This window comes from Ruegeria sp. CF8, assembly GCF_056537285.1.
In genome coordinates, this window is record NZ_JBQFRG010000002.1 from 211,429 (window position 1) to 234,218 (window position 22,790).

Below are 22,790 nucleotides of genomic sequence, written 5' to 3' on the forward strand. Positions count from 1 at the left end.
TCAGATGGATACTTCTGCGTAGATACAGATTTCAGACCTTTACGCGTTCCATCTTGGGGTCGTAAAGCGGCTGCAAAGTCACCTGACAGGGTACTCTTGTGGTGGCCACGTCCAATTCATACTCTCCGGACGTGACATATTCTGGATCAACGCCTTCGGTGTTGCGGATGTAACCGTATCCAATCGATTTCCCAACGGTATATCCATACCCGCCCGAGGTCAGCCAACCGACCCGTTCGCCATTGCGATAGATTGTTTCCCGCCCCAACAAGACAATGTCTGAGTCAACCGTGAAACAGGCCAGCATCTTTTTAACGCCTTCTGCTTTCTGCTTTTCGGATGCGGCACGGCCTTTGAAGTCAATCTCCTTGCGCAGCTTGACGGCCCAGCCCAGCCCGCTTTCGAACGGTGTATGATCCGGCCCGATATCCGAGCCCCAGGCACGGTAGCCTTTCTCAAGTCGCAGGGATTCAATAGAGCGGTATCCTGCATTCACCAGACCATGAGGCGCGCCCGCCTCCATCAGCGCGGCATAGACGGTTTGGGCATATTCCACTGGCAGATGCAGTTCCCAGCCAAGCTCACCCACATATGTCACGCGCAGCGCCTTGACCGGGCATCCGGCGATGCCAATGGTGCGGATCGTTCCAAATTTGAACCCGTCATTCGAAACATCATCGCGCGTCACCGCCGCCAGAATATCCCGCGCTTTTGGTCCCATTAGCGACAGCACCGCATTCGATGAGGTAATGTCGAACAGCTGGCAGTTCATGCCTTCGGGGATATTGCGGTTGATCCAGTCGAAATCATGGGTGGCAAAGCCGGTGCCCGTGACGATGTAGAACTCATCATGCGCAACCCGACCTACAGTGAGGTCACATTCGATCCCGCCCTTGTCGTTCAGCATCTGAGTGTAGACCAACGCGCCAACCGGCTTGTCGACATCATTGGCGCAGATCCAGTTCATCGCCGCCAGCGCATCGGGACCTTTCAGCGCAAATTTGGCAAAAGAGGTCTGGTCAAATAGCACCGCCGCCTCACGCGCTGCTTTGTGTTCGCGGCCCACTGCATCGAACCAGTTCTGGCGGCCGAAACTGTATTCATCTTTAGCGGTCTCTCCCCGCGACGCATCCGCGTACCAGTTCGGGCGTTCCCAACCCAGTTTCTCACCAAAACACGCGCCCTGCGATTTCAGCGTGTCATACAGTGGTGACTTGCGGCAGGGACGACCCGAGTCATGCTCCTCATGCGGCCAGCCCATTGTGTAATGCTTGCCATAAGCTTCGACGGTCCGGGTGCGCACCCAATCGGTGTCGAAATGCGGTCGACCAAAACGGCGGATATCGGCGGACCATAGATCGAACGGAGGTTCTCCTTTGTGGACCCATTCGGCCAGTGCCATGCCCGCACCACCACCAGCGGCGATGCCGAAGGCATTGAAGCCTGCGCCGACGAAGAAGTTGTCCAACTCGGGCGCTTCGCCGATGATGAAGTTGCCGTCGGGTGTGAAGCTTTCCGGCCCGTTGGTCAGCGTCTTGACGCCCGCGTTTTCCAGCGCAGGAACACGCCCTAGCGCCAGTTCCATCAACTGTTCGAAATGGTCGAAGTTGCTGTCGAGCAAAGTGTAGTGGAAGCCCTGCGGAATCCCTTTGGTCGCCCAAGGGATTGGGTTCGGCTCATAGCCGCCCATGACCAGCCCGCCGACCTCTTCCTTGTAATAGGTCAGGCGATCCGGATCGCGCAGCGTCGGCAGGTTGGAAGGGACATCAAACGGTTCGGTGACCATGTACTGATGCTCCATCGGCACCAGCGGCACGTTGACACCAAAGCGCCCGGCAAAAGTGCGGGTCCACTGACCGGCGCAGCAGATCACTTTTTCGCATTCGATACGGCCATGTTCCGTGATCACCGCACGGATTTTTCCGTCTTCGATCTCGATATCGGTAACTTTTGTGTCCTCGAAAATCTTCGCCCCGGCCATGCGTGCGCCCTTGGCCAGCGCTTGCGTGATGTCCGAGGGGTTCGCCTGACCGTCGGTCGGCAGAAAAGCTGCGCCGATTACGTCCGAGACATCCATCAGCGGCCACAGCTCCTGCGCTTCAGACGGCGTCAGCAGTTGCATGTCCAAGCCGAACGAATGCGCGGTGGTGGCCTGACGTTTAACCTCGGTCCAGCGTTCTTCGTTACAGGCAAGGCGCAAACCGCCATTCATCTTCCATCCGGTACCAAGCCCAGTTTCCTCTTCGATCTTGTTATACAGATCAACCGAGTAACCCAGCAGCTGCGTGATATTGGCGTTCGATCGCAACTGCCCCACCAGTCCTGCCGCGTGGAACGTAGTGCCCGAGGTCAGCTTTTTGCGCTCCAGCAGCACCGTGTCGGTCCAGCCCAGTTTGGCCAGGTGATATGCGGTCGAGCAGCCGATGATCCCGCCGCCGATAATGACGGCTTTGGCTGTTGTCGGAAGGTCGGTCATGTCTGTCCTCAGGTATTTTTGAAATCGTTCAGGGCCGCGCGGAACCGCGCGAGGTTTTCGGTCGTGTAGGCCGCATAGTCAAAGTCGATATCCGAGGTGATCTCGGACACCATGCTCCACATGGTTTCGCGTAGCAGCGAGGCGCATTTCATCGCCGTGTAACGGTGGCGGAGGTCATCATTGACTGGGGCTTGGAAATAGGTCTCGAGCACCCAGTCTTCCTGTTCAGGGGAAAGACCATTGTTTGAAGCCAGCCCGCCCAAATCGAAAAGCGGCGAGTTGAAACCGGCGTAGTCGAAGTCAATCAGCCACAAGCGGTTGCCGTCGTCCAAAAAGTTGCCGCACAACAGATCGTTATGGCCAAACACCATGTCATACGGCCCGGCCTCGCGTTCCAACGTAGCGCCTGCGTTGATCAGGTCAGGGATCAGCACTGAATGGGCACTGCCGCGTTCGGTGAGCGTCGCGGCATAGTCGCGGATGACGTGGAAGACCCAGAACACCAGCGATGGGCCGCGCAGGTGCTTCGGTACCTCGGTATGGCACGCCTTCACCAGTTCCAGAACGCGCGGCAGCATATCCGGGTTGCGGACATCTTCCTCGGTCAGTGTGCGGCTTTCGATGAACTCAAGCACCGTCAAATCGCCTGACGAGTGTACAACCGCTGGCGACAAATCCGCCGCATGGGCGGCCTTGCTGGCGGCCAGTTCGTTGAACCGCATGACTTGATGCAGCGGGATGTCATCCCCCACACGCACCACATAGGACCCACTGTTGTCCGTGACTCGGTAGTTCACATTGGTGATGCCCCCTGTCAGAGGGGTGACCTCAATCTCTCCCTGCCAGATCGACAGATCGCGGATGCGGGTCATGAGATCGGATTGGCTCATGTTAGCTCTCCAGTCCAAAGCGGATGCGGGCCTGACGGGCGCTTGCATTGATCAACCGGTCAGCAATGATGGCAATGAACGCGATGGCCAGCCCGGCCACCAGACCTCTGCCTGTGTCTGCCTTGGTCAGGGCGATATAGACCTCTTGCCCCAGATCGCGCGTACCGACGAGCGCGGTGATGACCAGCATCGACAGGGCCAGCATGATCGTCTGGTTGATGCCCAGCAGGATCTCGGGCAGCGCCATCGGCAAACGGATATGGCGCAGCAATTGCGTGCGGGTGCAACCGGAAACCAAGCCAGCCTCGATCAGTTCCTCACTGACCGAGCGCACTCCGTGGGCCGCATAGCGCACGGCTGGGGCCAGCGCATAAAGGACGATGGCGATCAGCGCAGTGAAGTCTCCTACCCGGAACAGCATCACAACGGGTATCAGATAAACAAAGCTGGGCAGGGTTTGCAGCGTGTCGATCAGCAAGTTGATCACCGCTCCGGCGCGTTTGTTCAGTGCCGCCAGAACACCCAAAGGGACTCCGATCAGCGTTGCCAGAATGACCGATGCGCCGCACAAATAGACCGTCACCATTGCCTTGGACCACAGACCCGACACAAGGATCAACGAGGCCATCCCTCCGCATAGCAGCGCCAGACGCCAGCCACCCGCGTGCCAGCCCAACAGGGTCAGCATTGCAATGGCCCACGGCCACGGGATGCCCAGCAGAACCGTTTTTATCGGGATCATGAACCACGTGAGGAAGAAGACCTTGATCGCCTCGAACACATCGAAATAGTTGACGTTCAGGTACTCAACTGTGTTGTCCCAGAACGCGCCCGTGGTGATGGTCTGGCTTTCGGGATACTCTAACAGCAGCGGCGAGAACTGCCCCAGCACCCATGTCGCCACCAACAGGATCAGCACCAGCACCGTCCGGCGATGTCGTGCGACCCACGAGCCCGGTTGTTCGTGATGCACCTGCCCCATGCGTTCGGCAAAAGCCTGGCTGAGACGATCGACAGCGATGGCCAGAACCACGATGGCGATCCCGGCCTCGAACCCGGCCCCAATGTCCAAACGGCGCAGCGCGGCGAGGACGTCAAAGCCCAGCCCTCCGGCCCCGATCATCGAGGCGATGATGACCATGTTCAGCGTCAGCATGATCACCTGATTGACGCCCACCATCAGGCTGTGACTGGCCGAGGGCACCAGCACCCGCCACATCAACTGCCTCTGGGTTGTGCCGGCCATACGACCGAAATCCAGTATTTCGGGGTCAACGCCTTTCAGCGCCAGAGTGGTGATCCGCACCATTGGCGGCGTGGCATAGATAATAGTGGCAACCAAAGCCGAGATCGGGCCAAAGCCAAACATGAACAGGATCGGCACCAGATAAGCAAAGATCGGGATCGTCTGCATCAGGTCCAGAATGGGCGAGATGATCTTTTCGAACAGCGGATGGCGATAGGCGAGGATACCCAATAGCAGCCCTCCGCCCGCTCCAATCGGCACCGCGATCAGGACCGAGGCCAGCGTCACCATCGCACTGTCCCATTGACCGAACACGGCCAAATAGATGAAGCATCCTCCGACCAAAGCGGCCAGTCCCCAATCGCGGCAATACTGGCCCAGAGCGATGACAGCGGTAATCACAACGATCCAGCTGATCGCTGGCAGGATGACCTGCGCATCATTGCCCTGACCGCTGACAAACCCATCTGCCAGAAGGGCAAGCACCAGATTGTAAGGTTGTTCAATCATCCACGCGATGGCGCGGGTGACATCGGTGAACGAGACAGGCCCGATGGCAGCGTCCTCGATCAGCCATGTCATCGCCGAGGAAATATAGGACTTGAACGGGATCACCCAGGCCGAAGGGAATTTGGTCAGCCAACGCGCATCCAGCGCTTTGCCCAAATCGCGGCCATAGTACCCAAGCGCGATTGTGATCAGAACAAGGGCCAGAGCAATGGCCTGCGTCCGGTTCAGCCGGATCATACCGCGTCTCCGTCGCCGAACAGCACATGCGCAACAGCTTTGCGATCAATCGCTCCCACGGGTTGCCCCTCTGCATCCACAACGGGGATCGGCGCATCGGCGGCGATGATGCGTTCGGCCACGTCAGAAACGCGGGCAGATTGCGCAATAGGCTCTCCTTCACCTACGGCGCCGGAGGTCATAACGCCGCCGACGGTCAGAACCTTCGAGCGGGGGATATGTCGCGTGAATTCAGCCACATATTCCGTAGCGGGATGCATCACCAGCTCTTCCGGAGTGGCGATCTGAATCACTTCGCCATCTTTCATGATGGCAATGCGGTCTGCCAGGCGGACGGCCTCTTCAAAGTCGTGAGTGATGAAAACGATGGTCTTGTGCAGGCGTTCCTGAAGCCGCAGAAACTCGTCCTGCATCTCGCGCCGTATCAGTGGGTCGAGGGCCGAAAACGGCTCATCCAGAAACCACAGGTCGGGTTCTGTCACCAGCGAGCGGGCAATGCCCACGCGCTGTTGCTGGCCACCGGACAGCTCACGCGGATAATAGTCCTCGCGCCCTTTCAGACCAACCAGTTCCACCACTTCGCGAGCCTTCGCTTCGGCCTCAGCCTTTGGTGTGGCCTGAATGGTCAAAGGGAACATTACGTTCTGCAAAACGGTTAGATGCGGCAGCAGAGCAAAATGCTGGAACACCATGCCCATCTTGTGGCGTCGAATTTCGATCAGTTCTTTTTCGTTCGCCCGCAGCAGATCAGCGTCGTCAAAAATGACCTCGCCACTTGTGGGTTCGATCAATCGCGACAGGCAGCGAACCAAAGTCGATTTCCCCGACCCCGACAGCCCCATAATAATAAAAATCTCACCTTCCGCGATGTCGATGTTGGCGTTGCGCACAGCCCCAATCACACCCGCGTCTCGGATGTCATCTGCTGAAGGGTTGGGATTTTTCTTCAACAGCGCTTCGGCGTTTGGACCGTACAGTTTCCAAACGTTTCGGCAGGACAATTTTGTCTTGGGAGGCATCAGAGAGGTCCGGCAAATGTACAAAAAAGGGCCAGAGCGGTCCGAGAGAGCGAAAGGCCCGCTCTGGCCAGTGGATTATTTAGAGATCCAACCCGACCAACGGTCTTTGTTGGTCTCCATCCACTCCGAAACAACACCGTCAATTTCTACGCCATCCAGATCGGCCTTGCCGACCATCGCGCTCATTTCGTCGTTGTTGATGTTGTAAGCCTCGATGATGTCATAAGCACCGGGCCATTTTTCCTGAAGGCCAGACCAGGCGGCCTTCCAGATTGGCCCACGCGGCTTGCCGCAATCATAAGCCATGTTCGGGTTCACACCGACGGAAGGGTCGCTATAGCATTCGGCCGAAAATGGCGGGAATTCCACGAATTCGCCCTCATACTTGGCCGGCGCCCAATGCGGCACATAAACCCACAGAACGATCGGGTCCTGCCGCTGATAGGCGGATTCAAGCTCGGCAAACAAGGCTGCATCGGTACCCGCATGTACCACCTCGAAGTCCAGTTCGAGAGCTTCGACACGTTCTTCGTCGAAGCCGCCCCAGGTCACGGGCCCACCGACGTAACGTCCGCTGGGTGCGGTTTCAGCGGTTGCGAATTCTTCCGCACAGTCGCGCAGAGCTTCCCAATTCGGCAGCCCCGGGCAACGCTCTTTCATGTAGCTGGGATACCACCACTCTTCGATGGCCATCAGACCGGTTTCCCCGACATTCACAACATTGCCCGAAGCCGTCGCTTCGTCCAATGCCTCGCGGCCGGTCGTCTCCCAGATTTCCATCGCCAGATGCAGGTCGCCTGTTTTCAGGCCAGCGAATTGGGCAATGTAATCGGCTTGAACGTATTCGACATTGTAGCCCGCTTCTTCAAGGATCGAACCCATGATTTTGGTATTGATCAGCTGACCGGACCAGTCGTGCAGCGTAAGCTTGATCGGATCAGTGGATTCCACCGCCCAGGCTGACGTAGCAGCCGCAACGGCAAGTACCGAAAGTCCCAGTTTGCATTTCATAACACCATCTCCCTGTCGTGATTTTTTTGATGAATCGGTGGTATTGCAGACAGACGAGCACACTGTGGGGTTTTGTGTCAATAAAAACCACGTTAAGCCACATATATTTAATTTTGAGCTCAAATATTCAGCTATATTTTGGTGTAATGTTGCTTTCTGTGGGTGTTGTGGTATCCCTGAACTACCCGTATGACGGGATGATCAGAGCGAAAAACATGAACCTTAAAACAACCAACCAGCGAGAAGAAGAGATTCTGCGCGCGCTGTTTCGCACAGGCGGATCCTGTCGCGTAAGCATCCTGGCGAATGAGTTGGGCGTTACGCTGGAGACCATTCGGCGCAATGTGCGAAATCTCGAGGAACGCGGCATTGTGCGCAAGGTTCATGGTGGCGTCCACCTGTTGGAGGACATCCTGGAGCCGTCGCTGGAAAGCCGGCTAGACAAGAAGGTTGATGCAAAAGAAAAGCTGGCCAAAGCAGTGGCCGAAGTCATCAGCGACGGAGACTCGGTCTTTCTGGATATTGGCTCGACTACAGCTTATGTGGCGCAGGCTCTGTGTGACCATAACAACTTGTTTGTGGTGACGAATTCGGTTTTTGTTGCCCAGACTCTGGCGTCCCGGAACAATAACCGGGTGTTTATGGCAGGCGGTGAACTGCGCCCCCATGACGGCGGCGCGTTTGGTGTTGAGGCACAGGACCTAATCAAACGTCTGAACGTCCGGTTTGCTGTTCTGTCGGTTGGGGCGGTCAATGCCGAGTCCGGCTTTATGCTGCATGACCTGCAGGAGGCCAACCTGGCGCTTATCGCCGCTCAGAATGCCCAGGTTCGCATCGTTGTCGCTGACGGAGAAAAGCTGGGTAAGCGCGCGCCGGTCACTTTGGATTCAGTCAGACAGATCAATCTGTTCTTCACTGACACCGACCCGTCACAAGATATCCGCCAAATGCTTTCTGCAAACGAAATTGATCTTGTTGTCGCCGAATAGGCGTCTATCGCTTTTGAGCGACAATCCAAATCGGGTGATATGTCAAGGACACACCGCTGGCCGTTCCAAAACTTCGCACGTATTCTTCTTCAAACCGGGCCAGAGTGGACTTGGTCCATGTCCCTTTTGCACGCCCATTCACCCCGGTTCTGCGCAGATATTTTAAAACGTCCCTTGGTGTTTTGAAGAAAGATGGCCGGATGCATTCTCCAGCGGCCAGAACCTGCATCGACCCTTCGACAGCTGCGACTAAAGAGCGGGCTTCGCAAAGGCCGGGTGCGTGTGCAGTCGATCCGATGCGGGACAACTCTTGATATTGTTGTGGTCCAAATCCTGAAATGGCCAACCATCCACCGGGGGCCAATGCATCGACTGCCTGCTGCAACAATCCAGCCGGGTCTTCCATCCACTGGATCATCGAGGCAGAGGCGACCAGATCAATCTGATCGGGCCATTGTACCGAGCGCACGTCGCCTGAGACAAATGCTGCTGCTTCTGCCTCTGCCGTCACTTGGGCTTGTGGCGCGATGTCGTTCACGATGAAATCGGGAAGATCGAAGTTTTGCCGCAGCATTCTGGTCAGGTGCCCGGTACCACAGCCCATTTCAAACGTTGTGTGAAACTGATCCGGCGCACCGACACGGCAGAGTTCAGAAACCAGTTTTTCGGCGGCCCAAGCCTGTTGACTGGCTGTGTCGTGATAGGTTTCGAAGCTTCTGCTGAAGCTTCGTTGCACCTTGTCCGCCAGTTGCACGGTCATGACAGCCACTCCGCCCAGGTCTGACCCGCTTGGAAAGGCACATGGGGCCCGGCGATAGATCTGACATCGCCGGAAGAATGAGCCCAAGCCGCCTCTTGCGCCTTCGTTGGAATGACACGGTCACGCTCGGGTATCCACACCAGATCAAACCCAGGGTCCGGAGCCGGTCCGCGTTGAATCACCGAATGCAGCTCTTTTTGTGCGGCGGTAATGTCCAGTTCCGGAGCGTCGCCGCGCAAGCCCGCCCGGCGGCAAAATTTGGCAAAGCTGGAAGTCGTAAGTTGATCCGCCGTAGCCCGGATCATGTCAGGCGCTATTCCGCGGTCAGGACAAGACGGGTGCAACGTGCCGCTGACCGCAACCAGCCGGTCGGGACGAAACGAAGTGTTGGCCAACCAATGCGCAGCTGATGCGACGCCAAAGGAAAACGCAAGCATGTCGACACGGTCAAACCCTGTCAAATCAGGCAATGGGTCATCAAGCCGGGTATACTCATCAACCAGCAAAACAGACGCGCCACCGGTTAGACCCTGGAACGATGCAGCACCAAGCGCCCAACCCCCGAACACAAGGATCAAAGCGCCGTCGTCTGATTGCTCCAGCCACCTGTGCTTCATCCCTGCCCCCCGGCCAGCGCAACCATTGCACTCGTGACTTGGCTGAGTTGGTCAGCAGATATGATGTAAGGGGGCATACAATAGATATTGCGTGCAAAGGGACGCAGCCACACTCCGGTCTTTGGGGCCAGCCGATGGGCGACAGAAGGATCAACCGTATCCTTCATTTCGATGACTCCAATGGCACCAAGGACTCTGACATCCGCTACGCCAGGCAAACCGCGGGCTGGCTCCAGTTCGGTGCGCATCTGGGCCTCAATATCAGACACCTGTCGTTCCCAGTTTCCCTCGGCCAGCAGCCCGAGGCTGGCCGATCCCGCGACACAGGCCAGCGGATTGGCCATGTAAGTCGGGCCGTGCATGAACACACCAGCTTCACTGTTGCCGATGCCATAAGCCACTTGCTCGCTGGTTACCGTAGCCGCGAAAGAGATATGCCCACCGGTCAGCGCCTTGCCCAAGCACAGAATATCAGGTCTGACGTCGGCGTGATCGATGGCGAACAACTTACCAGTGCGGCCAAAACCGGTTGCAATCTCATCAAAAATGATCAGCACATCGTGGGCGTCGCACAAGGCGCGGGCCGCGCGCAGCCATTGAGGGTGATAGAAATACATTCCACCTGTGCCTTGAACCACAGGTTCAAGGATCAGGGCCGCCAATTGGTCGCCTTTCTCGGCAAGCAACCGTTCCAGCGGCTCCAACCCGTTCTGCGCAGAATCTGTGGGCCATTCGTCACCCAGCCGCACATAAGGGCGCGGCAGGAAGTGCTGGATCGACAAAGCCCCGCGAAACAACCCGTGCATACCGGTGACCGGGTCGCAGACGCTCATAGCCTTCCAGGTGTCGCCGTGATAGCCGCCCCGAATGGTGGCGAACTCGAATTTACCGGTGCGGCCATGGGCCATTTGGTATTGCACCGCCATCTTCATCGACACTTCGACCGAGACCGAGCCACTGTCACAGTAGAAAATGCGGTCCAGTCCCTCGGGCAGCATGTCGACCATCCTGCGCCCCAGATCTACGGCCGGTTGGTGTGTCAGCCCCCCGAACATCACATGGGGCATCTTCTCCAGCTGTTTCTGCATCGCAGATGTGATCGCAGGGTGTTTGTGACCATGGATTGCACACCACCATGAGGACATGGCGTCGATCATCTTCACGCCGTCTTCCCGGTACAGATAGACGCCCTCGGCCCGATCGATCAGGTGCATCGCACCGGGGTTGGCCACGTTGGTGTACGGGTGCCACAGGTGGCGGGCGTCAAATTCGAGCGGGGTCACAGGAACCTCCGAATGGCCGGAACGTCTATCGCCGAAAAGGCATCTGCTAGACTCTGCTGTGTCAAGTCGCTGAGCATCGGGAGCCGCCCAAGGTGACGAACATTGCTCATCTCAACGATGGTTTGTTCAACATCCGGCTCAGCCTCACCGACAAAGGCAACACCCACGACCTCACATCCCCTGCCACGCAGGGCCATCAAGGACAATGTGGTGTGGTTAATCGTTCCCAGTGCCGTGCGGGCTACCAGAACCACCGGAGCCTGCCATTGGGCGATAAGGTCCAGATAGTAGGACTTGCGGTTCAGCGGCACCATAAGGCCGCCTGCCCCCTCAACGACCAGCGGCCCGTCAACCTGCGGCACAGCAAGGCGCGACAGATCAATCTCAACACCCATGTCTTCGGCAGACAGATGGGGTGAGGCCGGCATGTTCAGGCGATACGCCTCAGGCAAAACTTCCGCACCGGACAACAAGCGGACGGTTTCAGTGTCTGTTGCGTCCTCCAAACCCGACTGAACGGGCTTCCAATATCGAGCATTCAACGCCGCAGCCAGACCAGCGGAGAAAACGGTTTTTCCGACACCTGTGTCAGTTCCGGCAACGATCAGCGCGCTCATGCGGCCTCCGATTGGTAGCTGGCGATGGTTGCAAACAATGCCGAGATGTCCTTGTGGGTGACATTTCCGGTGATCGACACACGCAGTCTGGACGTTCCTTTGGGAACGGTGGGGGGGCGAATGCCGCGAATGTCAAAGCCCTGTTGCTGCAAGCCAGAGGCCGTCGCCATCGTTCTGGCCTCGTCCCCCAAAATAACCGGGATGATCTGGCTGGTGAGGGTCGAATCCGGCAATCCCGCCTCCCGAGCCACATCATGCGCATGACCAACGCGTTCGCGTGCAGCAGCAACCAAGCGATCATTGGCGGCCAACTCTTGCAGAGTGGCCCGCACCAGAGCAGCGTTTAAAGGCGAGGGGGCGGTTGCGAAGATAAAAGGTCGTGCCCGGTTGATCAGCGTTTCAATCATCACACGCGGCCCGCAGATCAGACCGCCCGCCACGCCCAGACCCTTACCGCAGGTATGCAGGGTGAGAACGTCTGCGCTCAGATCATGTGCCAGACCTTTACCCTTCAAACCAAAAACACCTGTGGCGTGCGCCTCATCTACGACAAGAACGGCACCGGACTCACCGGCCAAGGACGAAAGGTCCTCCAGAGGAGCAAGATCGCCTTCCATAGAATACACGCTTTCCACCGCGATCCAGATGTGGCCTGATCCACCTGTTGCCCGCCACTCGGTCAAAGCCTTGCGCGCATCTTCAACGTCATTATGGCGGAAGGCGCGCAGATCCGCGCGGCTGGCGCGCATCCCTTCATGGGCACTGGCATGGACCAACGCGTCATAAAGCACCAAATCTCCGGCCGCTGGCAGGGTGGAAAAGATCGCCTGATTGGCCTGAAACCCTCCGCCCATCAAAAGCGCGGCTTCAGATCCAAAGAAAGCGGCTGCTTCCTGTTCCAGTGCCTCATGTTCGGGGTGATTGCCCCGCAGCAAGCGCGAGCCTCCGGACCCGACCGGCACGCCGCGTGCCAAGGCCGCCTGTGCGGCATCTTGCAACAGATTTGATCCGGCCAGCCCCAGATAGTCGTTCGACGCAAAATCCAACCCGCGCGCAGGGATCAAAGCCCGGCGGCGGTGCCGGGCTTCAAGCGCATCAAGCATGGATTCCAGCCGATCGACTGCTTTCATTCGGCAGCTTCCGTGCGCTTATGCTCTTCCGCCGTTTCAGCCTGAATGCCAAGCTTCGCAAACAGGATTGAGTCGGTGTCTTCTTCCGGGTTTTCCGCCGTCAGAAGCGTATCGCCGACAAAGATCGAGTTCGCACCGGCGAAGAAGCACATCGCCTGCATCTCATCGCTCATGTCGCTGCGCCCGGCGGACAGTCGAACATAGGATTTAGGCATCAGGATACGCGCGGTCGCAATGATCCGCACAAAATCGATGGGATCGATCGGCTCTGCATCGGCCAATGGCGTGTCCGCCTGTGGCATCAGCATGTTGATCGGCACCGAATCCGGCGGAGGGGTCATGTTGGCCAGGGTCAGCAGCATGTCGATACGGTCGCCGGTATGTTCGCCCATACCCAGAATGCCACCCGAGCAAACCTTGATACCGGCTTCCTGCACCCGGTTCATCGTGTCGATCCGGTCCGAGAAAGTGCGGGTGGTGATCACTTCCGAGTAATAGCGCTCAGAGGTGTCGATGTTGTGGTTGTAGTAGTCCAACCCGGCATCGCGCAGCTGGACGACCTGAGTGTCATCCAGCATGCCCAGCGTCATGCAGGTTTCCATGCCCATCGCCTTAACGCCTTCAACCATGGCGACCAGCGCCGGCATGTCGCGCGGCTTGGGCTCGCGCCATGCGGCCCCCATGCAAAATCGGGTCGCGCCGCCATCTTTGGCCTTCTTGGCCTCGGCCAGAACACGCTGAACCTCAATCAGTTTTGACGCAGGCAAAGTCGATCCATTGCGAGCCGATTGCGAGCAATAAGCGCAGTCCTCGGCACACCCACCGGTCTTGATCGACAGAAGCTTCGAGGTCTGAACCTTGTTGGGATCAAAGTTCTCGCGGTGCACGGTTTGCGCCCGGAAAAGAAGGTCCATCAAGGGAAGATCATGAACAGCTTGCGCAGACTTTCGGGTCCAGCCGGAATGAGGGATGATCATTTTATCTATAAAACTTCCTGCAGCTTGCGTTGCGACAGATTTATTATTGATAAAACTGAATTGCGCAACCGTGTTGGCGCAAACGAACCCCAATCAAGCGGAAATGCCGCGCCTTTAGAAATCCAGGCCCAGATCGACAGTACGCGCGGAATGCGTCAGTGTACCGGACGAAATATAGTCCACACCAGTTTCCGCGATGGACGCCACGCGTTCTAGGGTCACGTTCCCGCTGGCTTCGGTTTTCATCTGACCATCTACCATGGCAACAGCTTCGCGCAGCATGTCGTTGTCCATATTGTCCAGCAATACGACCGAGGCTCCGCCAACTTTCAGCACCTCCGCCAACTGGTCCAGGTGGTCGACTTCGATTTCAACCGCCATCATGTGGCTGGCCTGGGCCTTGGCAGCTTCCAAAACCTGACGAATGCCGCCTGCAGCAGCAATATGATTGTCCTTGATCAGGATCGCGTCGGACAGGGAATAGCGGTGATTGAAACCGCCCCCATGCAACACGGCCTGCTTTTCCACGATACGCAAGCCGGGCGTGGTCTTACGGGTGCAGGTGATGCGAGCGCTGGTTCCCTTGGTCTGTTCCACAAATGCGGCGGTCTTGGTCGCAATGCCGGTCAGGCGACCGGCAAAGTTCAGCGCGACACGCTCGCCGGACAGGATTGAGGCTGCAGACCCTTTTATAGTCATCAGTGTGTCGCCGCGCTGACAGGGCGCGCCGTCTTTGATCAGCACCTCAACCTCAAGCGCGGGGTCCACAAGTCGGAACGCGATTTCGGCGACCTGCATTCCGGACACGACAGCATCTTCGCGCGCGTTCAGTCGGGCCGTATATGTGGTCTCCTGCGGTATCACTGTTCGGGTGGTCACGTCGCCGTAACTTCCCAAATCCTCCATCAGCGCCGAGCGGATCACAGGTTCAAGGATCAGATCTGGCAGAGTTGCAAAAGTCATGTCAGTTCCTTGCAGGCTTCGGCCCGAATGGTCAGGGCCTCAGAGAGATACATTTTGGACCGTTCACCGGGTTCGCCACCAGTTTCAGGGAAGTCAGAGCGTTCATGCGCCCCGCGACTTTCTTCGCGCTGCAAGGCAGCAGCAGCAATCAAAGTCGCAGTCGCACACATGTTTCTGAACGAGCGGCAATCGCCATGGCGCGCCTCTAACTCGGCTATGGTTTTCAACGCGCGGGTCAGCCCTGAACGTTCCCGGACGACACCTACATCGCGGGTCATGGTATCGCGCAATTCCTGAACCGCTTGCGTCGTGTCAGGTGCCTCGCAGGGAGCAAACTGCAAGTCTATCGGGTCGATATTTGCAGCGGTGGGCAGCGACTTTGCTATGCTCTCAGAACAGATACGGGCAAAGACTAGCGCTTCGAGCAACCCATTCGATGCTAGACGGTTGGCCCCGTGCAGACCCGTGGAAGACGCCTCGCCACAAACCCACAACCCGTCCATTGTGGCCCGACCATCTGTATCCGTCGCAATGCCGCCCATATGGTAATGGGCCGCGGGGGCAACAGGTATCAGTTCGCTTGCAGGGTCAATACCGTTGCGCGCGCAGGAGGCTGCGACCGCAGGAAACAGCTCATGGATTCGCGCACCCAAAGCGTCGCGTGTGTCCAGCATGGGTCGATTGCCTGCCTGCACTTCAGCAAAGATCGCACGCGCCACCACGTCGCGCGGGGCCAGTTCCGCGTCCGGGTGAACGGCCTGCATGAACCGCTTGCCCTGCTTGTTGATCAGGATCGCCCCTTCTCCACGCAGCGCTTCGGTGGCCAAAGGCGCAGGATCTTCGCCCACATCCATAGCTGTAGGGTGAAACTGAACAAACTCGGCATCAGCAATAAGCGCCCCGGCGCGTGCGGCCATGCCAATAACCTGCCCCCGAATGCGAGCCGGGTTGGTGGTCAGCGCATAAAGCCCGCCCGAGCCGCCACCCGCTAGCAGCACAGCAGGTCCACGTAAAGTAACAGGTGCAGAGCCAGTCTGTGTTGCCTCCTGCAGCACCACCCCCGAGACTTTGCCCTCGTCCACGTCCAAAGCCACCGCAAGAACGCCTTCCAAAATCTGAACCGAAGGAGTCTCGCGCACGCGCTCGATCAGGGCAGCCATGATTTCACTGCCCGCCTGATCGCCTTTCACGCGCACGACACGGGCGTAACTGTGTGCGGCCTCACGCGAAAGAACGTAACCGCCATCTTCAGTGCGGTCGAAAGGCGTGCCAATCTCGGTCAGGTCAAGGATATACTCACGTGCTTCGCGGGTGACCAGGTCGGCCACATCAGGCTCGACGGTGCCTGCACCGGCATTCACGGTATCGACAGCGTGGTTCTCCGGACTGTCCGCCAAATCCATTGCCGCGGCCACGCCGCCCTGCGCCCAGGCTGAGCTTGCCCCCTGCCCCAACGGATCAGGTGAGATCACCACCACCGGGCGCGGTGCCAGCTTCAACGCCGCATAAAGCGCGCCGATACCGGCCCCAACAATAATGACCCGATCCGTGGTAACGTCGGTCATTTGAAATCAGATGCCCAGCTCGCGGGATAAATCGATCATGGCCTGAACGGATTTGCGTGCCTTTTCCGCCACGTCTTCTGCAACCTCGACCTGACCTTCCATCGTGTGCAGGGCGTAGAGGATTTTTTCCAGCGTGATCTTCTTCATGTACGGGCACATGTTGCAGGGGCCCACAAAATCGACCTCGGGCAGCTCGTCGGCAATGTTCGACGCCATCGAACATTCGGTGATCAGCATCGCCTTTTCGGGCTTCTCGTCATGCACGTATTTGATAATACCGCTGGTCGAACCCGAATAGTCTGCTTCGGCCACCACATCTGGCGGGCATTCGGGATGAGCGATCAGCCGCGTGCCTGGGTTCCATTCGCGGAAATCGCGCAGGTCCTGAGCGGTGTATTGTTCATGCACGATGCAGGACCCGGGCCAATACACCACGTTCTTGTGGCTTTGATTTGCGACGTTCTGTGCCAAATATTGATCCGGCGTCATAATAACCGTGTCGCTTTCCATGGCGTTCACGATCTGCAACGCGTTGGATGACGTGCAGCAAATGTCGGAACCCGCTTTGACCTCGGCTGTGGTATTCACATAAGACACAACCGGTGCACCAGGGTATTTGGCCCGCATCTCTTCGATTCCGTCCGCGGTGATCGATTCTGCCAGCGAACAGCCGGCTTCCATATCAGGCATAAGAACGGTTTTCTGAGGGCTCAGGATTTTCGACGTCTCAGCCATGAAATGCACACCGGCCTGAACGATCACATCCTCTTCCACCTCGCTGGCTTTGATCGCCAACTGCAAACTGTCACCGACGAAGTCGGACACACCATGGAAGATCTCGGGTGTCATGTAATTATGCCCAAGGATCACAGCGTTACGCTCTTTCTTAAGCGCATTGATGGCCCGCACATACGGTGCATAGATCGCCCAATCCGGTGGGCTGACCACACGGTCCATGCGGGCAAACGTGTCTTTCATCTCATTGGCCAGCGTGGCCGATGGGGTGAGGTCATATACGTCCGAAAGAACCGAGCGGACATGTGTAATATCGAGCAACGGGCGAGCCACCTTTGTCAGTTGTCGTAAGCCTTGCTGGCCGCTTAACGGCTTAGCCCTAGCTGAAAGCCACCCGGTTCGAAACCGGAAATTTCAGCGTTAGCGCTAAGCCATACAGACAAATTCAAAGATGGATGAGCAATTCAGCCCAGAATACCCGGCAAACGCAGCCCGTGTTCGCGTGCGCAGGCCTTGGCATCCTCATACCCTGCATCCGCGTGGCGCCAGACACCCGAGGCAGGATCGTTCCAGAGCACTCGCTCCAACCGCTTGGCCGCTGCATCCGTGCCATCGGCGCAAACAACAACTCCCGCGTGCTGAGAGAAGCCCATGCCAACACCACCGCCATGATGCAGCGACACCCAAGTGGCACCTGACGCGGTATTGACCAGAGCGTTTAGCAAAGGCCAATCGCTGACAGCGTCAGAGCCATCTTTCATCGCCTCGGTTTCGCGGTTGGGCGAAGCGACCGAGCCACTGTCAAGATGGTCTCGACCAATGACAACGGGCGCTTTCAATTCGCCGTTTTTGACCATCTCGTTAAATGCCAACCCAGCCTTATGGCGGTCGCCTAACCCGATCCAACAGATGCGCGCGGGCAGTCCCTGAAACGCGATGCGCTCCTGCGCCATGTCGAGCCAATTGTGCAGATGAGTGTTCTCGGGGAAGAGCTCCTTCATCTTGGCATCGGTCTTGTAGATGTCCTCGGGATCACCCGAAAGCGCGCACCAGCGGAAGGGGCCAATGCCGCGGCAGAAGAGTGGGCGGATATAGGCGGGCACAAAGCCCGGGAAGGCAAATGCGTTCTCCAGCCCTTCGTCCTGCGCCACTTGCCGGATGTTGTTGCCGTAATCCAGCGTCGGCACGCCTGCATTCCAGAAATCGACCATTGCGGCAACGTGCTGTTTCATCGACGCGCGCGCGGCTTTCTCAACCGCCTTGGGATCGTTTTCCCGCTTGGTGGCAGCTTCGGCCAGGGTCCAGCCCAAAGGCAGATAGCCATTGAGCGGATCATGGGCGCTGGTCTGGTCGGTGACGATATCGGGGCGCATTCCACCGGCCTGCATCCGTCGGTAAATCTCGGGGAAAATTTCAGCCGCATTGCCTAATAGACCAACGGACTTAGCCTCGCCCGCTTTTGTCCAGCGGTCGATCATCTCAAGCGCGTCATCCAGCGTCTCGGCCTTTTCATCAAGATATTTGGTCCGCAGGCGGAAGTCGATGCTGTCCGGGTTGCATTCAACCGCCAGACAGCAGGCCCCGGCGAAGACAGCGGCTAGAGGTTGCGCGCCGCCCATGCCGCCCAAGCCCCCAGTCAGGATCCACTTGCCGGTCAGATCGCCGTCATAGTGCTGACGCCCGGCTTCGGCAAAGGTCTCATAAGTGCCCTGCACGATGCCTTGCGTGCCGATATAGATCCACGAGCCAGCGGTCATCTGACCGTACATCATCAGACCCTTCTTATCGAGCTCGTTGAAATGATCCCAATTGGCCCAATGCGGCACAAGGTTTGAGTTTGCAATTAGCACCCGAGGCGCATCCGTGTGCGTGCGCACAATGGCAACCGGCTTACCAGATTGCACAACCAGCGTTTCATCCTCTTCCAGATCCTTGAGACTGGCGACAATGGTATCAAAATCGTTCCACGTCCGCGCCGCGCGCCCGATGCCGCCGTAGACAACCAGTTCATGCGGGTTCTCGGCTACATCCGGATGCAGGTTGTTCATCAGCATCCGCATTGGTGCTTCTGTCATCCAGCTTTTGGCATTCAGCTCGGGCCCTGTCGGGGGATAGACGTCGCGGGTGTTCTTGCGAGGATCGGTCATGCAGCAATCTCCAATGCGGTGTCCTGGATGGCGTCCAGTATATCTTTGAGCCATCGGCGCAGCCGGTTGGCTTTGGTGGTGTCATATGTCCAAGGCTGGGCTTCGGTGGCCAGATAGGTCGACTGAGCCAGTTCCATTTGAATCGCGTGCAGCCCTTCTGACGGCTGACCATAATAACGTGTTGTCCACCCGCCCTTAAATCGGCCGTTCAAAACGGTACTGTACGGCGAAGATGCCGCGAACTCATGCGTTATGGATTCGAATGCCGGGGCACAGGTGGACCCATTGTTGGTTCCGATGTTCAGGTCGGGCAGAATGCCATCGAAGAGAAACGGAATGTAGCTGCGGATCGAGTGGCAATCATACAAAACGGCAATCCCGTGGATCGCCTTGACCCGCTCAAGCTCGGCCCGCAGCGCGGCATGATAAGGCGCGTGAAACGCCTCGCGCCTTTCAACAACATCCCTCTCTGTCGGTGGGATATCCCAGATGTCTTGCCCGTCAAAATCCGTAAGCGGCACCAAAGTCGTCGTGTTTTGACCGGGATAAAGCGATACGCCGCTCGGGTCGCGATTTGCGTCAATCACATAGCGATGAAAAGTCGCCCGCACAGTTGTCGCACCGGGCAGCAGCCCTTCGTAAAGTGTGTGGATATGCCAGTCGGTATCCGCCAATTCCCTGCCCCGTGCATTCAACTTGGCTTCGATTGAGGCGGGCACATCGGTGCCGGTATGTGGCAGGCCCAGAACGATAGGGCCGTCGCCCCGTGTGACTTCGACAGGACCACTCATGCGCCAAGCTCCGGCATCGCGATACCCGTGCCATGGGCGATCTCGCCACTTGCAATCAGGGCCGAGGCTGCTTCGATCTCGGTTGCCATGTATCGATCATCGTCCAAGGCGGGAACGACCGCCCGCAGGCGCGCCATCACGGCTTGTAGCGTTTCGCTTGTGGGCAATGGCGCACGAAACTCGACCCCTTGCGTCGCGCAGAGCAGTTCAACCCCCAGAATACGTTCCAGATTGGTGACCATCTGCCCCAATCGCCGCGCGCCGTGGGCGGCCATCGAGACGTGATCCTCTTGATTGGCCGACGTGGGCGTTGAGTCTGTCACGCAGGGATTGGCTAAGTGCTTGTTCTCGCTCATCAACGCGGCGGTTGTCACTTCGGCGATCATGTAGCCCGAGTTCAGTCCGGGATTTGGCGTCAGGAAAGGCGGTAGGTCAAAGCTGAGTGCGGGATCGACGATCAGCGCGATGCGGCGTTGCGCAATCGCCCCGATTTCGGCCACGGCCAGAGCGATCATATCCGCCGCGAATCCCACGGGTTCGGCGTGGAAATTTCCACCCGAGACGATCAGCCCTGCCTCGGACAGAACCAGAGGATTGTCGGTGGCGGCGTTCGCCTCAATCTCAAGCGTGGTTGCTGCTTGACGCAACACATCCATGGCGGCACCTACCACCTGCGGTTGGCAGCGGATGCAATACGGGTCCTGTACGCGAGTGTCACCTTCTCGATGGCTTTCTCGGATTACCGAGCCTGCCAGAATGGCACGCATGGTTACGCCAGCCTCGATCTGGCCGCGATGACCGCGCAATGTGTGGATCTCAGGCTGTAATGGCGCGGTCGATCCCATGATTGCATCCGTGGTGAGAGCCGAAGTGACCAATGCGCTTTGCGCCGCCTGCCACGCGCCAAACAGCCCTGCCAATGCGAAAGCCGTCGAGAACTGAGTGCCGTTGATCAGCGCCAGTCCTTCCTTGGGGCCCAACTCAACACGTGTTAGACCAGCCGCCGCCAACGCCTCACTACCGGTCATTACGGCCCCACCGAATTCGGCCTCTCCCGCGCCCATCAAAACAGCGGCCATATGCGACAGCGGCGCCAGATCGCCCGACGCACCGACAGAGCCTTGCGCAGGGATCAGCGGGGTCACACCTTTGTCCAGCATGGCCTCTAGCAGGTCAATCAGTTCCAGCCGCACGCCAGACGCGCCGCGCCCGAGGCTGAGCAGTTTCAGCACCATCATCAGCCGCGCAACCGCGCGCGGAATGGCCGGGCCAACACCGCAGCAATGGGAAAGGATCAGGTTTCGTTGCAGCGTCGCCGTGTCCTCGGCTGCGATCTTGACGCTGGCCAGCTTTCCAAAACCGGTATTGACCCCATAGACCGCAGCCTCGCCCGCCGCTGCATCGGCAATACGGGCATGCGCCGCGTCGATAGCAGGGCGACAAGCGGGATCCAGCCGCACGGCACATTCTTCACGGAAAACCTGTTCCAGCTGCACCAGAGTAACAGCGCCGGGGATGAGCGTGAGGGTCGTCAAATTACGCCTCCGAGTATTCGGGTGTGAAGGGGATTGAAACCAACGCGATAGGCCAGTTCCGCCGGATGGGTGATGTCCCACACAGCCAAGTCCGCGCGCAATCCAGCGACGATCCGCCCGCAATCCTGCAGACCCAACGCGCGCGCCGCATGAGCGGTGACCCCGGCCAGAGCCTCTTCGGGTGTCATGCGAAACAGGGTGCAGACCATATTCATTGTCAGCAGCAGCGACGTGACCGGAGCCGATCCAGGGTTGCAATCGGTGGCAAGCGCCATCGGCACACCATGTTCGCGCAACAGATCAATTGGCGGAGCCTGCGTTTCGCGCAGAGTGTAGAAGGCCCCCGGCAGGATTACCCCGACAGTGCCGGCGTCGGCCATGGCCTGAACGCCTTCTTCATCCAAATACTCGATGTGATCGGCAGACAATGCGCCGTACGAGGCCGCCAGTTTTGCTCCCCCGAGATTGGACAATTGCTCGGCATGGCATTTGATCGGCAGGCCAAGTTCTTTCGCCACATCAAACAACGGAACAAGTTGATCGGGAAGGAATGCGATACCTTCGCAAAAGGCATCCACCGCGTCCACCAGACCCTCTTCATGGGCTGCGCGCAGGGTTGGAATGCAGACCTCAGCAATGTAGTCCTCGGGCCGGTCTTTGTACTCCTCAGGCACTGCGTGTGCGCCCAGAAAACTGGTTACGACACGTACCAGACGATGATCCGACAACGCGCGGGCAGCGCGCAACATGTTCAATTCCGTATCGCGATCCAGACCATAACCGGATTTGACCTCGATCACCGATACACCCTCGGCCAGCATTGCATCCAAGCGGGGCAATGCCTGCACGATCAGGTCATCGACGCTTGCGTTCCGCGTGGCTTTCACCGTCGAGATGATACCCCCGCCCGCGCGCGCCACTTCTTCATAGCTTGCACCATTAAGGCGCATCTCAAACTCGACGGCGCGGTGGCCACCATGCACCACATGGGTGTGGCAGTCGATCAGCGCAGGCGTCACCAGACGGCCTTCAAGATCGGTTCGGGGCAGCGTGGCAAACTTGCTGGGCAGATCAGCCCTAGGCCCCACCCAGGCAATTCGGCCACCTTCGACCGCAATCGCCGCATCTTCGATCAGCCCATAGGCGGTAGATCCTGCGATCATTGTTGCCGCGTTCAGATCTGAAAATACGTGATCTTGCGAGTGCATCCGACTCTGCGCCTCCTTGCAGTTCTCTCTTTTCTCGTACATTTCTATATGTAATATGTCTATCCATAAAATGAGGTGGAATTC

At 58.1% G+C, this 22,790-nt stretch carries 19 protein-coding genes; 1 reads left to right on the forward strand and 18 read right to left on the reverse strand.

What is annotated here, in order from left to right:
* Window positions 1-31: 31 nt before the first annotated feature.
* From ACR0EV_RS05630 to ACR0EV_RS05650, 5 genes are all read right to left on the reverse strand, one after another.
* Window positions 32-2,476 carry a GcvT family protein gene (locus ACR0EV_RS05630; protein WP_480799181.1) on the reverse strand — a complete coding sequence of 815 codons (2,445 nt, stop codon included), beginning with the start codon at window positions 2,474-2,476 and terminating at the stop codon, window positions 32-34.
* Window positions 2,477-2,484: 8 nt separating this feature from the next.
* On the reverse strand, window positions 2,485-3,366 hold the full coding sequence (locus ACR0EV_RS05635; RefSeq protein ID WP_480799182.1) for a phosphotransferase: 882 nt from the start codon (window positions 3,364-3,366) through the stop codon (window positions 2,485-2,487).
* 1 nt (window position 3,367) lies between these two features.
* The gene (locus ACR0EV_RS05640; protein WP_480799183.1) at window positions 3,368-5,359 is read right to left on the reverse strand and encodes an ABC transporter permease; all 1,992 of its coding nucleotides are present in this window, start codon (window positions 5,357-5,359) and stop codon (window positions 3,368-3,370) included.
* The gene (locus tag ACR0EV_RS05645) at window positions 5,356-6,378 is read right to left on the reverse strand and encodes a quaternary amine ABC transporter ATP-binding protein (protein ID WP_480799184.1); all 1,023 of its coding nucleotides are present in this window, start codon (window positions 6,376-6,378) and stop codon (window positions 5,356-5,358) included. The genes ACR0EV_RS05640 and ACR0EV_RS05645 overlap by 4 nt, the downstream gene beginning before the upstream one ends.
* Before the next feature lie 75 nt (window positions 6,379-6,453).
* Window positions 6,454-7,389, reverse strand: coding sequence for an ABC transporter substrate-binding protein (locus ACR0EV_RS05650; protein ID WP_480799185.1), 936 nt, complete (start codon window positions 7,387-7,389; stop codon window positions 6,454-6,456).
* A 215-nt stretch (window positions 7,390-7,604) separates the two neighbouring features.
* Between ACR0EV_RS05650 and ACR0EV_RS05655 the strand changes: the two genes are divergently transcribed.
* Window positions 7,605-8,378, forward strand: a complete 774-nt coding sequence (locus ACR0EV_RS05655) for a DeoR/GlpR family DNA-binding transcription regulator (RefSeq protein ID WP_480799186.1) — start codon at window positions 7,605-7,607, stop codon at window positions 8,376-8,378.
* Window positions 8,379-8,382: 4 nt separating this feature from the next.
* Here ACR0EV_RS05655 and ACR0EV_RS05660 read toward each other — a convergent pair whose 3' ends face one another.
* The 13 genes from ACR0EV_RS05660 to hutI form a co-directional block, all read right to left on the reverse strand.
* Window positions 8,383-9,138, reverse strand: coding sequence for a methyltransferase domain-containing protein (locus ACR0EV_RS05660; RefSeq protein WP_480799187.1), 756 nt, complete (start codon window positions 9,136-9,138; stop codon window positions 8,383-8,385).
* The gene (locus tag ACR0EV_RS05665; RefSeq protein ID WP_480799188.1) at window positions 9,135-9,755 is read right to left on the reverse strand and encodes a pimeloyl-ACP methyl esterase BioG family protein; all 621 of its coding nucleotides are present in this window, start codon (window positions 9,753-9,755) and stop codon (window positions 9,135-9,137) included. The genes ACR0EV_RS05660 and ACR0EV_RS05665 overlap by 4 nt, the downstream gene beginning before the upstream one ends.
* Window positions 9,752-11,038, reverse strand: a complete 1,287-nt coding sequence (gene bioA / locus ACR0EV_RS05670; RefSeq protein WP_480799189.1) for an adenosylmethionine--8-amino-7-oxononanoate transaminase — start codon at window positions 11,036-11,038, stop codon at window positions 9,752-9,754. The genes ACR0EV_RS05665 and bioA overlap by 4 nt, the downstream gene beginning before the upstream one ends.
* Window positions 11,035-11,655 (reverse strand): dethiobiotin synthase, encoded by a 621-nt coding sequence (gene bioD / locus ACR0EV_RS05675; RefSeq protein ID WP_480799190.1) that lies wholly within the window; start codon window positions 11,653-11,655, stop codon window positions 11,035-11,037. Before bioD ends, bioA begins: the two co-directional genes overlap by 4 nt.
* On the reverse strand, window positions 11,652-12,785 hold the full coding sequence (locus ACR0EV_RS05680; RefSeq protein ID WP_480799191.1) for an 8-amino-7-oxononanoate synthase: 1,134 nt from the start codon (window positions 12,783-12,785) through the stop codon (window positions 11,652-11,654). Before ACR0EV_RS05680 ends, bioD begins: the two co-directional genes overlap by 4 nt.
* The gene (gene bioB / locus ACR0EV_RS05685; protein ID WP_480799192.1) at window positions 12,782-13,762 is read right to left on the reverse strand and encodes a biotin synthase BioB; all 981 of its coding nucleotides are present in this window, start codon (window positions 13,760-13,762) and stop codon (window positions 12,782-12,784) included. Before bioB ends, ACR0EV_RS05680 begins: the two co-directional genes overlap by 4 nt.
* Window positions 13,763-13,876: 114 nt before the next feature.
* Window positions 13,877-14,725 (reverse strand): carboxylating nicotinate-nucleotide diphosphorylase, encoded by an 849-nt coding sequence (gene nadC, locus ACR0EV_RS05690; protein ID WP_480799193.1) that lies wholly within the window; start codon window positions 14,723-14,725, stop codon window positions 13,877-13,879.
* Entirely contained in the window at window positions 14,722-16,290 is a 1,569-nt protein-coding gene (locus ACR0EV_RS05695; RefSeq protein WP_480799194.1) for an L-aspartate oxidase, read from the reverse strand. Before ACR0EV_RS05695 ends, nadC begins: the two co-directional genes overlap by 4 nt.
* A 6-nt stretch (window positions 16,291-16,296) precedes the next feature.
* Complete coding sequence (gene nadA, locus ACR0EV_RS05700; protein WP_480799195.1) at window positions 16,297-17,346, reverse strand: quinolinate synthase NadA; 1,050 nt, start codon at window positions 17,344-17,346, stop codon at window positions 16,297-16,299.
* A gap of 143 nt (window positions 17,347-17,489) precedes the next feature.
* Complete coding sequence (hutU, locus tag ACR0EV_RS05705) at window positions 17,490-19,172, reverse strand: urocanate hydratase (protein WP_480799196.1); 1,683 nt, start codon at window positions 19,170-19,172, stop codon at window positions 17,490-17,492.
* Complete coding sequence (gene hutG, locus ACR0EV_RS05710) at window positions 19,169-19,963, reverse strand: N-formylglutamate deformylase (RefSeq protein ID WP_480799197.1); 795 nt, start codon at window positions 19,961-19,963, stop codon at window positions 19,169-19,171. Before hutG ends, hutU begins: the two co-directional genes overlap by 4 nt.
* On the reverse strand, window positions 19,960-21,498 hold the full coding sequence (gene hutH, locus ACR0EV_RS05715) for a histidine ammonia-lyase (RefSeq protein WP_480799198.1): 1,539 nt from the start codon (window positions 21,496-21,498) through the stop codon (window positions 19,960-19,962). The genes hutG and hutH overlap by 4 nt, the downstream gene beginning before the upstream one ends.
* Window positions 21,495-22,706 carry an imidazolonepropionase gene (gene hutI / locus ACR0EV_RS05720; protein ID WP_480799199.1) on the reverse strand — a complete coding sequence of 404 codons (1,212 nt, stop codon included), beginning with the start codon at window positions 22,704-22,706 and terminating at the stop codon, window positions 21,495-21,497. Before hutI ends, hutH begins: the two co-directional genes overlap by 4 nt.
* Window positions 22,707-22,790 lie beyond the last annotated feature (84 nt).

Coding starts and splice junctions, on each gene's coding strand:
- ACR0EV_RS05630 (WP_480799181.1), bottom strand. CDS start 2,476: ATGACCGACCTTCCGACAACAGCCAAAGCCGTCATTATCGGCGGCGGG.
- ACR0EV_RS05635 (WP_480799182.1), bottom strand. CDS start 3,366: ATGAGCCAATCCGATCTCATGACCCGCATCCGCGATCTGTCGATCTGG.
- ACR0EV_RS05640 (WP_480799183.1), bottom strand. CDS start 5,359: ATGATCCGGCTGAACCGGACGCAGGCCATTGCTCTGGCCCTTGTTCTG.
- ACR0EV_RS05645 (WP_480799184.1), bottom strand. CDS start 6,378: ATGCCTCCCAAGACAAAATTGTCCTGCCGAAACGTTTGGAAACTGTAC.
- ACR0EV_RS05650 (WP_480799185.1), bottom strand. CDS start 7,389: ATGAAATGCAAACTGGGACTTTCGGTACTTGCCGTTGCGGCTGCTACG.
- ACR0EV_RS05655 (WP_480799186.1), top strand. CDS start 7,605: ATGAACCTTAAAACAACCAACCAGCGAGAAGAAGAGATTCTGCGCGCG.
- ACR0EV_RS05660 (WP_480799187.1), bottom strand. CDS start 9,138: ATGACCGTGCAACTGGCGGACAAGGTGCAACGAAGCTTCAGCAGAAGC.
- ACR0EV_RS05665 (WP_480799188.1), bottom strand. CDS start 9,755: ATGAAGCACAGGTGGCTGGAGCAATCAGACGACGGCGCTTTGATCCTT.
- bioD (WP_480799190.1), bottom strand. CDS start 11,655: ATGAGCGCGCTGATCGTTGCCGGAACTGACACAGGTGTCGGAAAAACC.
- ACR0EV_RS05680 (WP_480799191.1), bottom strand. CDS start 12,785: ATGAAAGCAGTCGATCGGCTGGAATCCATGCTTGATGCGCTTGAAGCC.
- bioB (WP_480799192.1), bottom strand. CDS start 13,762: ATGATCATCCCTCATTCCGGCTGGACCCGAAAGTCTGCGCAAGCTGTT.
- nadC (WP_480799193.1), bottom strand. CDS start 14,725: ATGACTTTTGCAACTCTGCCAGATCTGATCCTTGAACCTGTGATCCGC.
- ACR0EV_RS05695 (WP_480799194.1), bottom strand. CDS start 16,290: ATGACCGACGTTACCACGGATCGGGTCATTATTGTTGGGGCCGGTATC.
- hutU (WP_480799196.1), bottom strand. CDS start 19,172: ATGACCGATCCTCGCAAGAACACCCGCGACGTCTATCCCCCGACAGGG.
- hutG (WP_480799197.1), bottom strand. CDS start 19,963: ATGAGTGGTCCTGTCGAAGTCACACGGGGCGACGGCCCTATCGTTCTG.
- hutI (WP_480799199.1), bottom strand. CDS start 22,706: ATGCACTCGCAAGATCACGTATTTTCAGATCTGAACGCGGCAACAATG.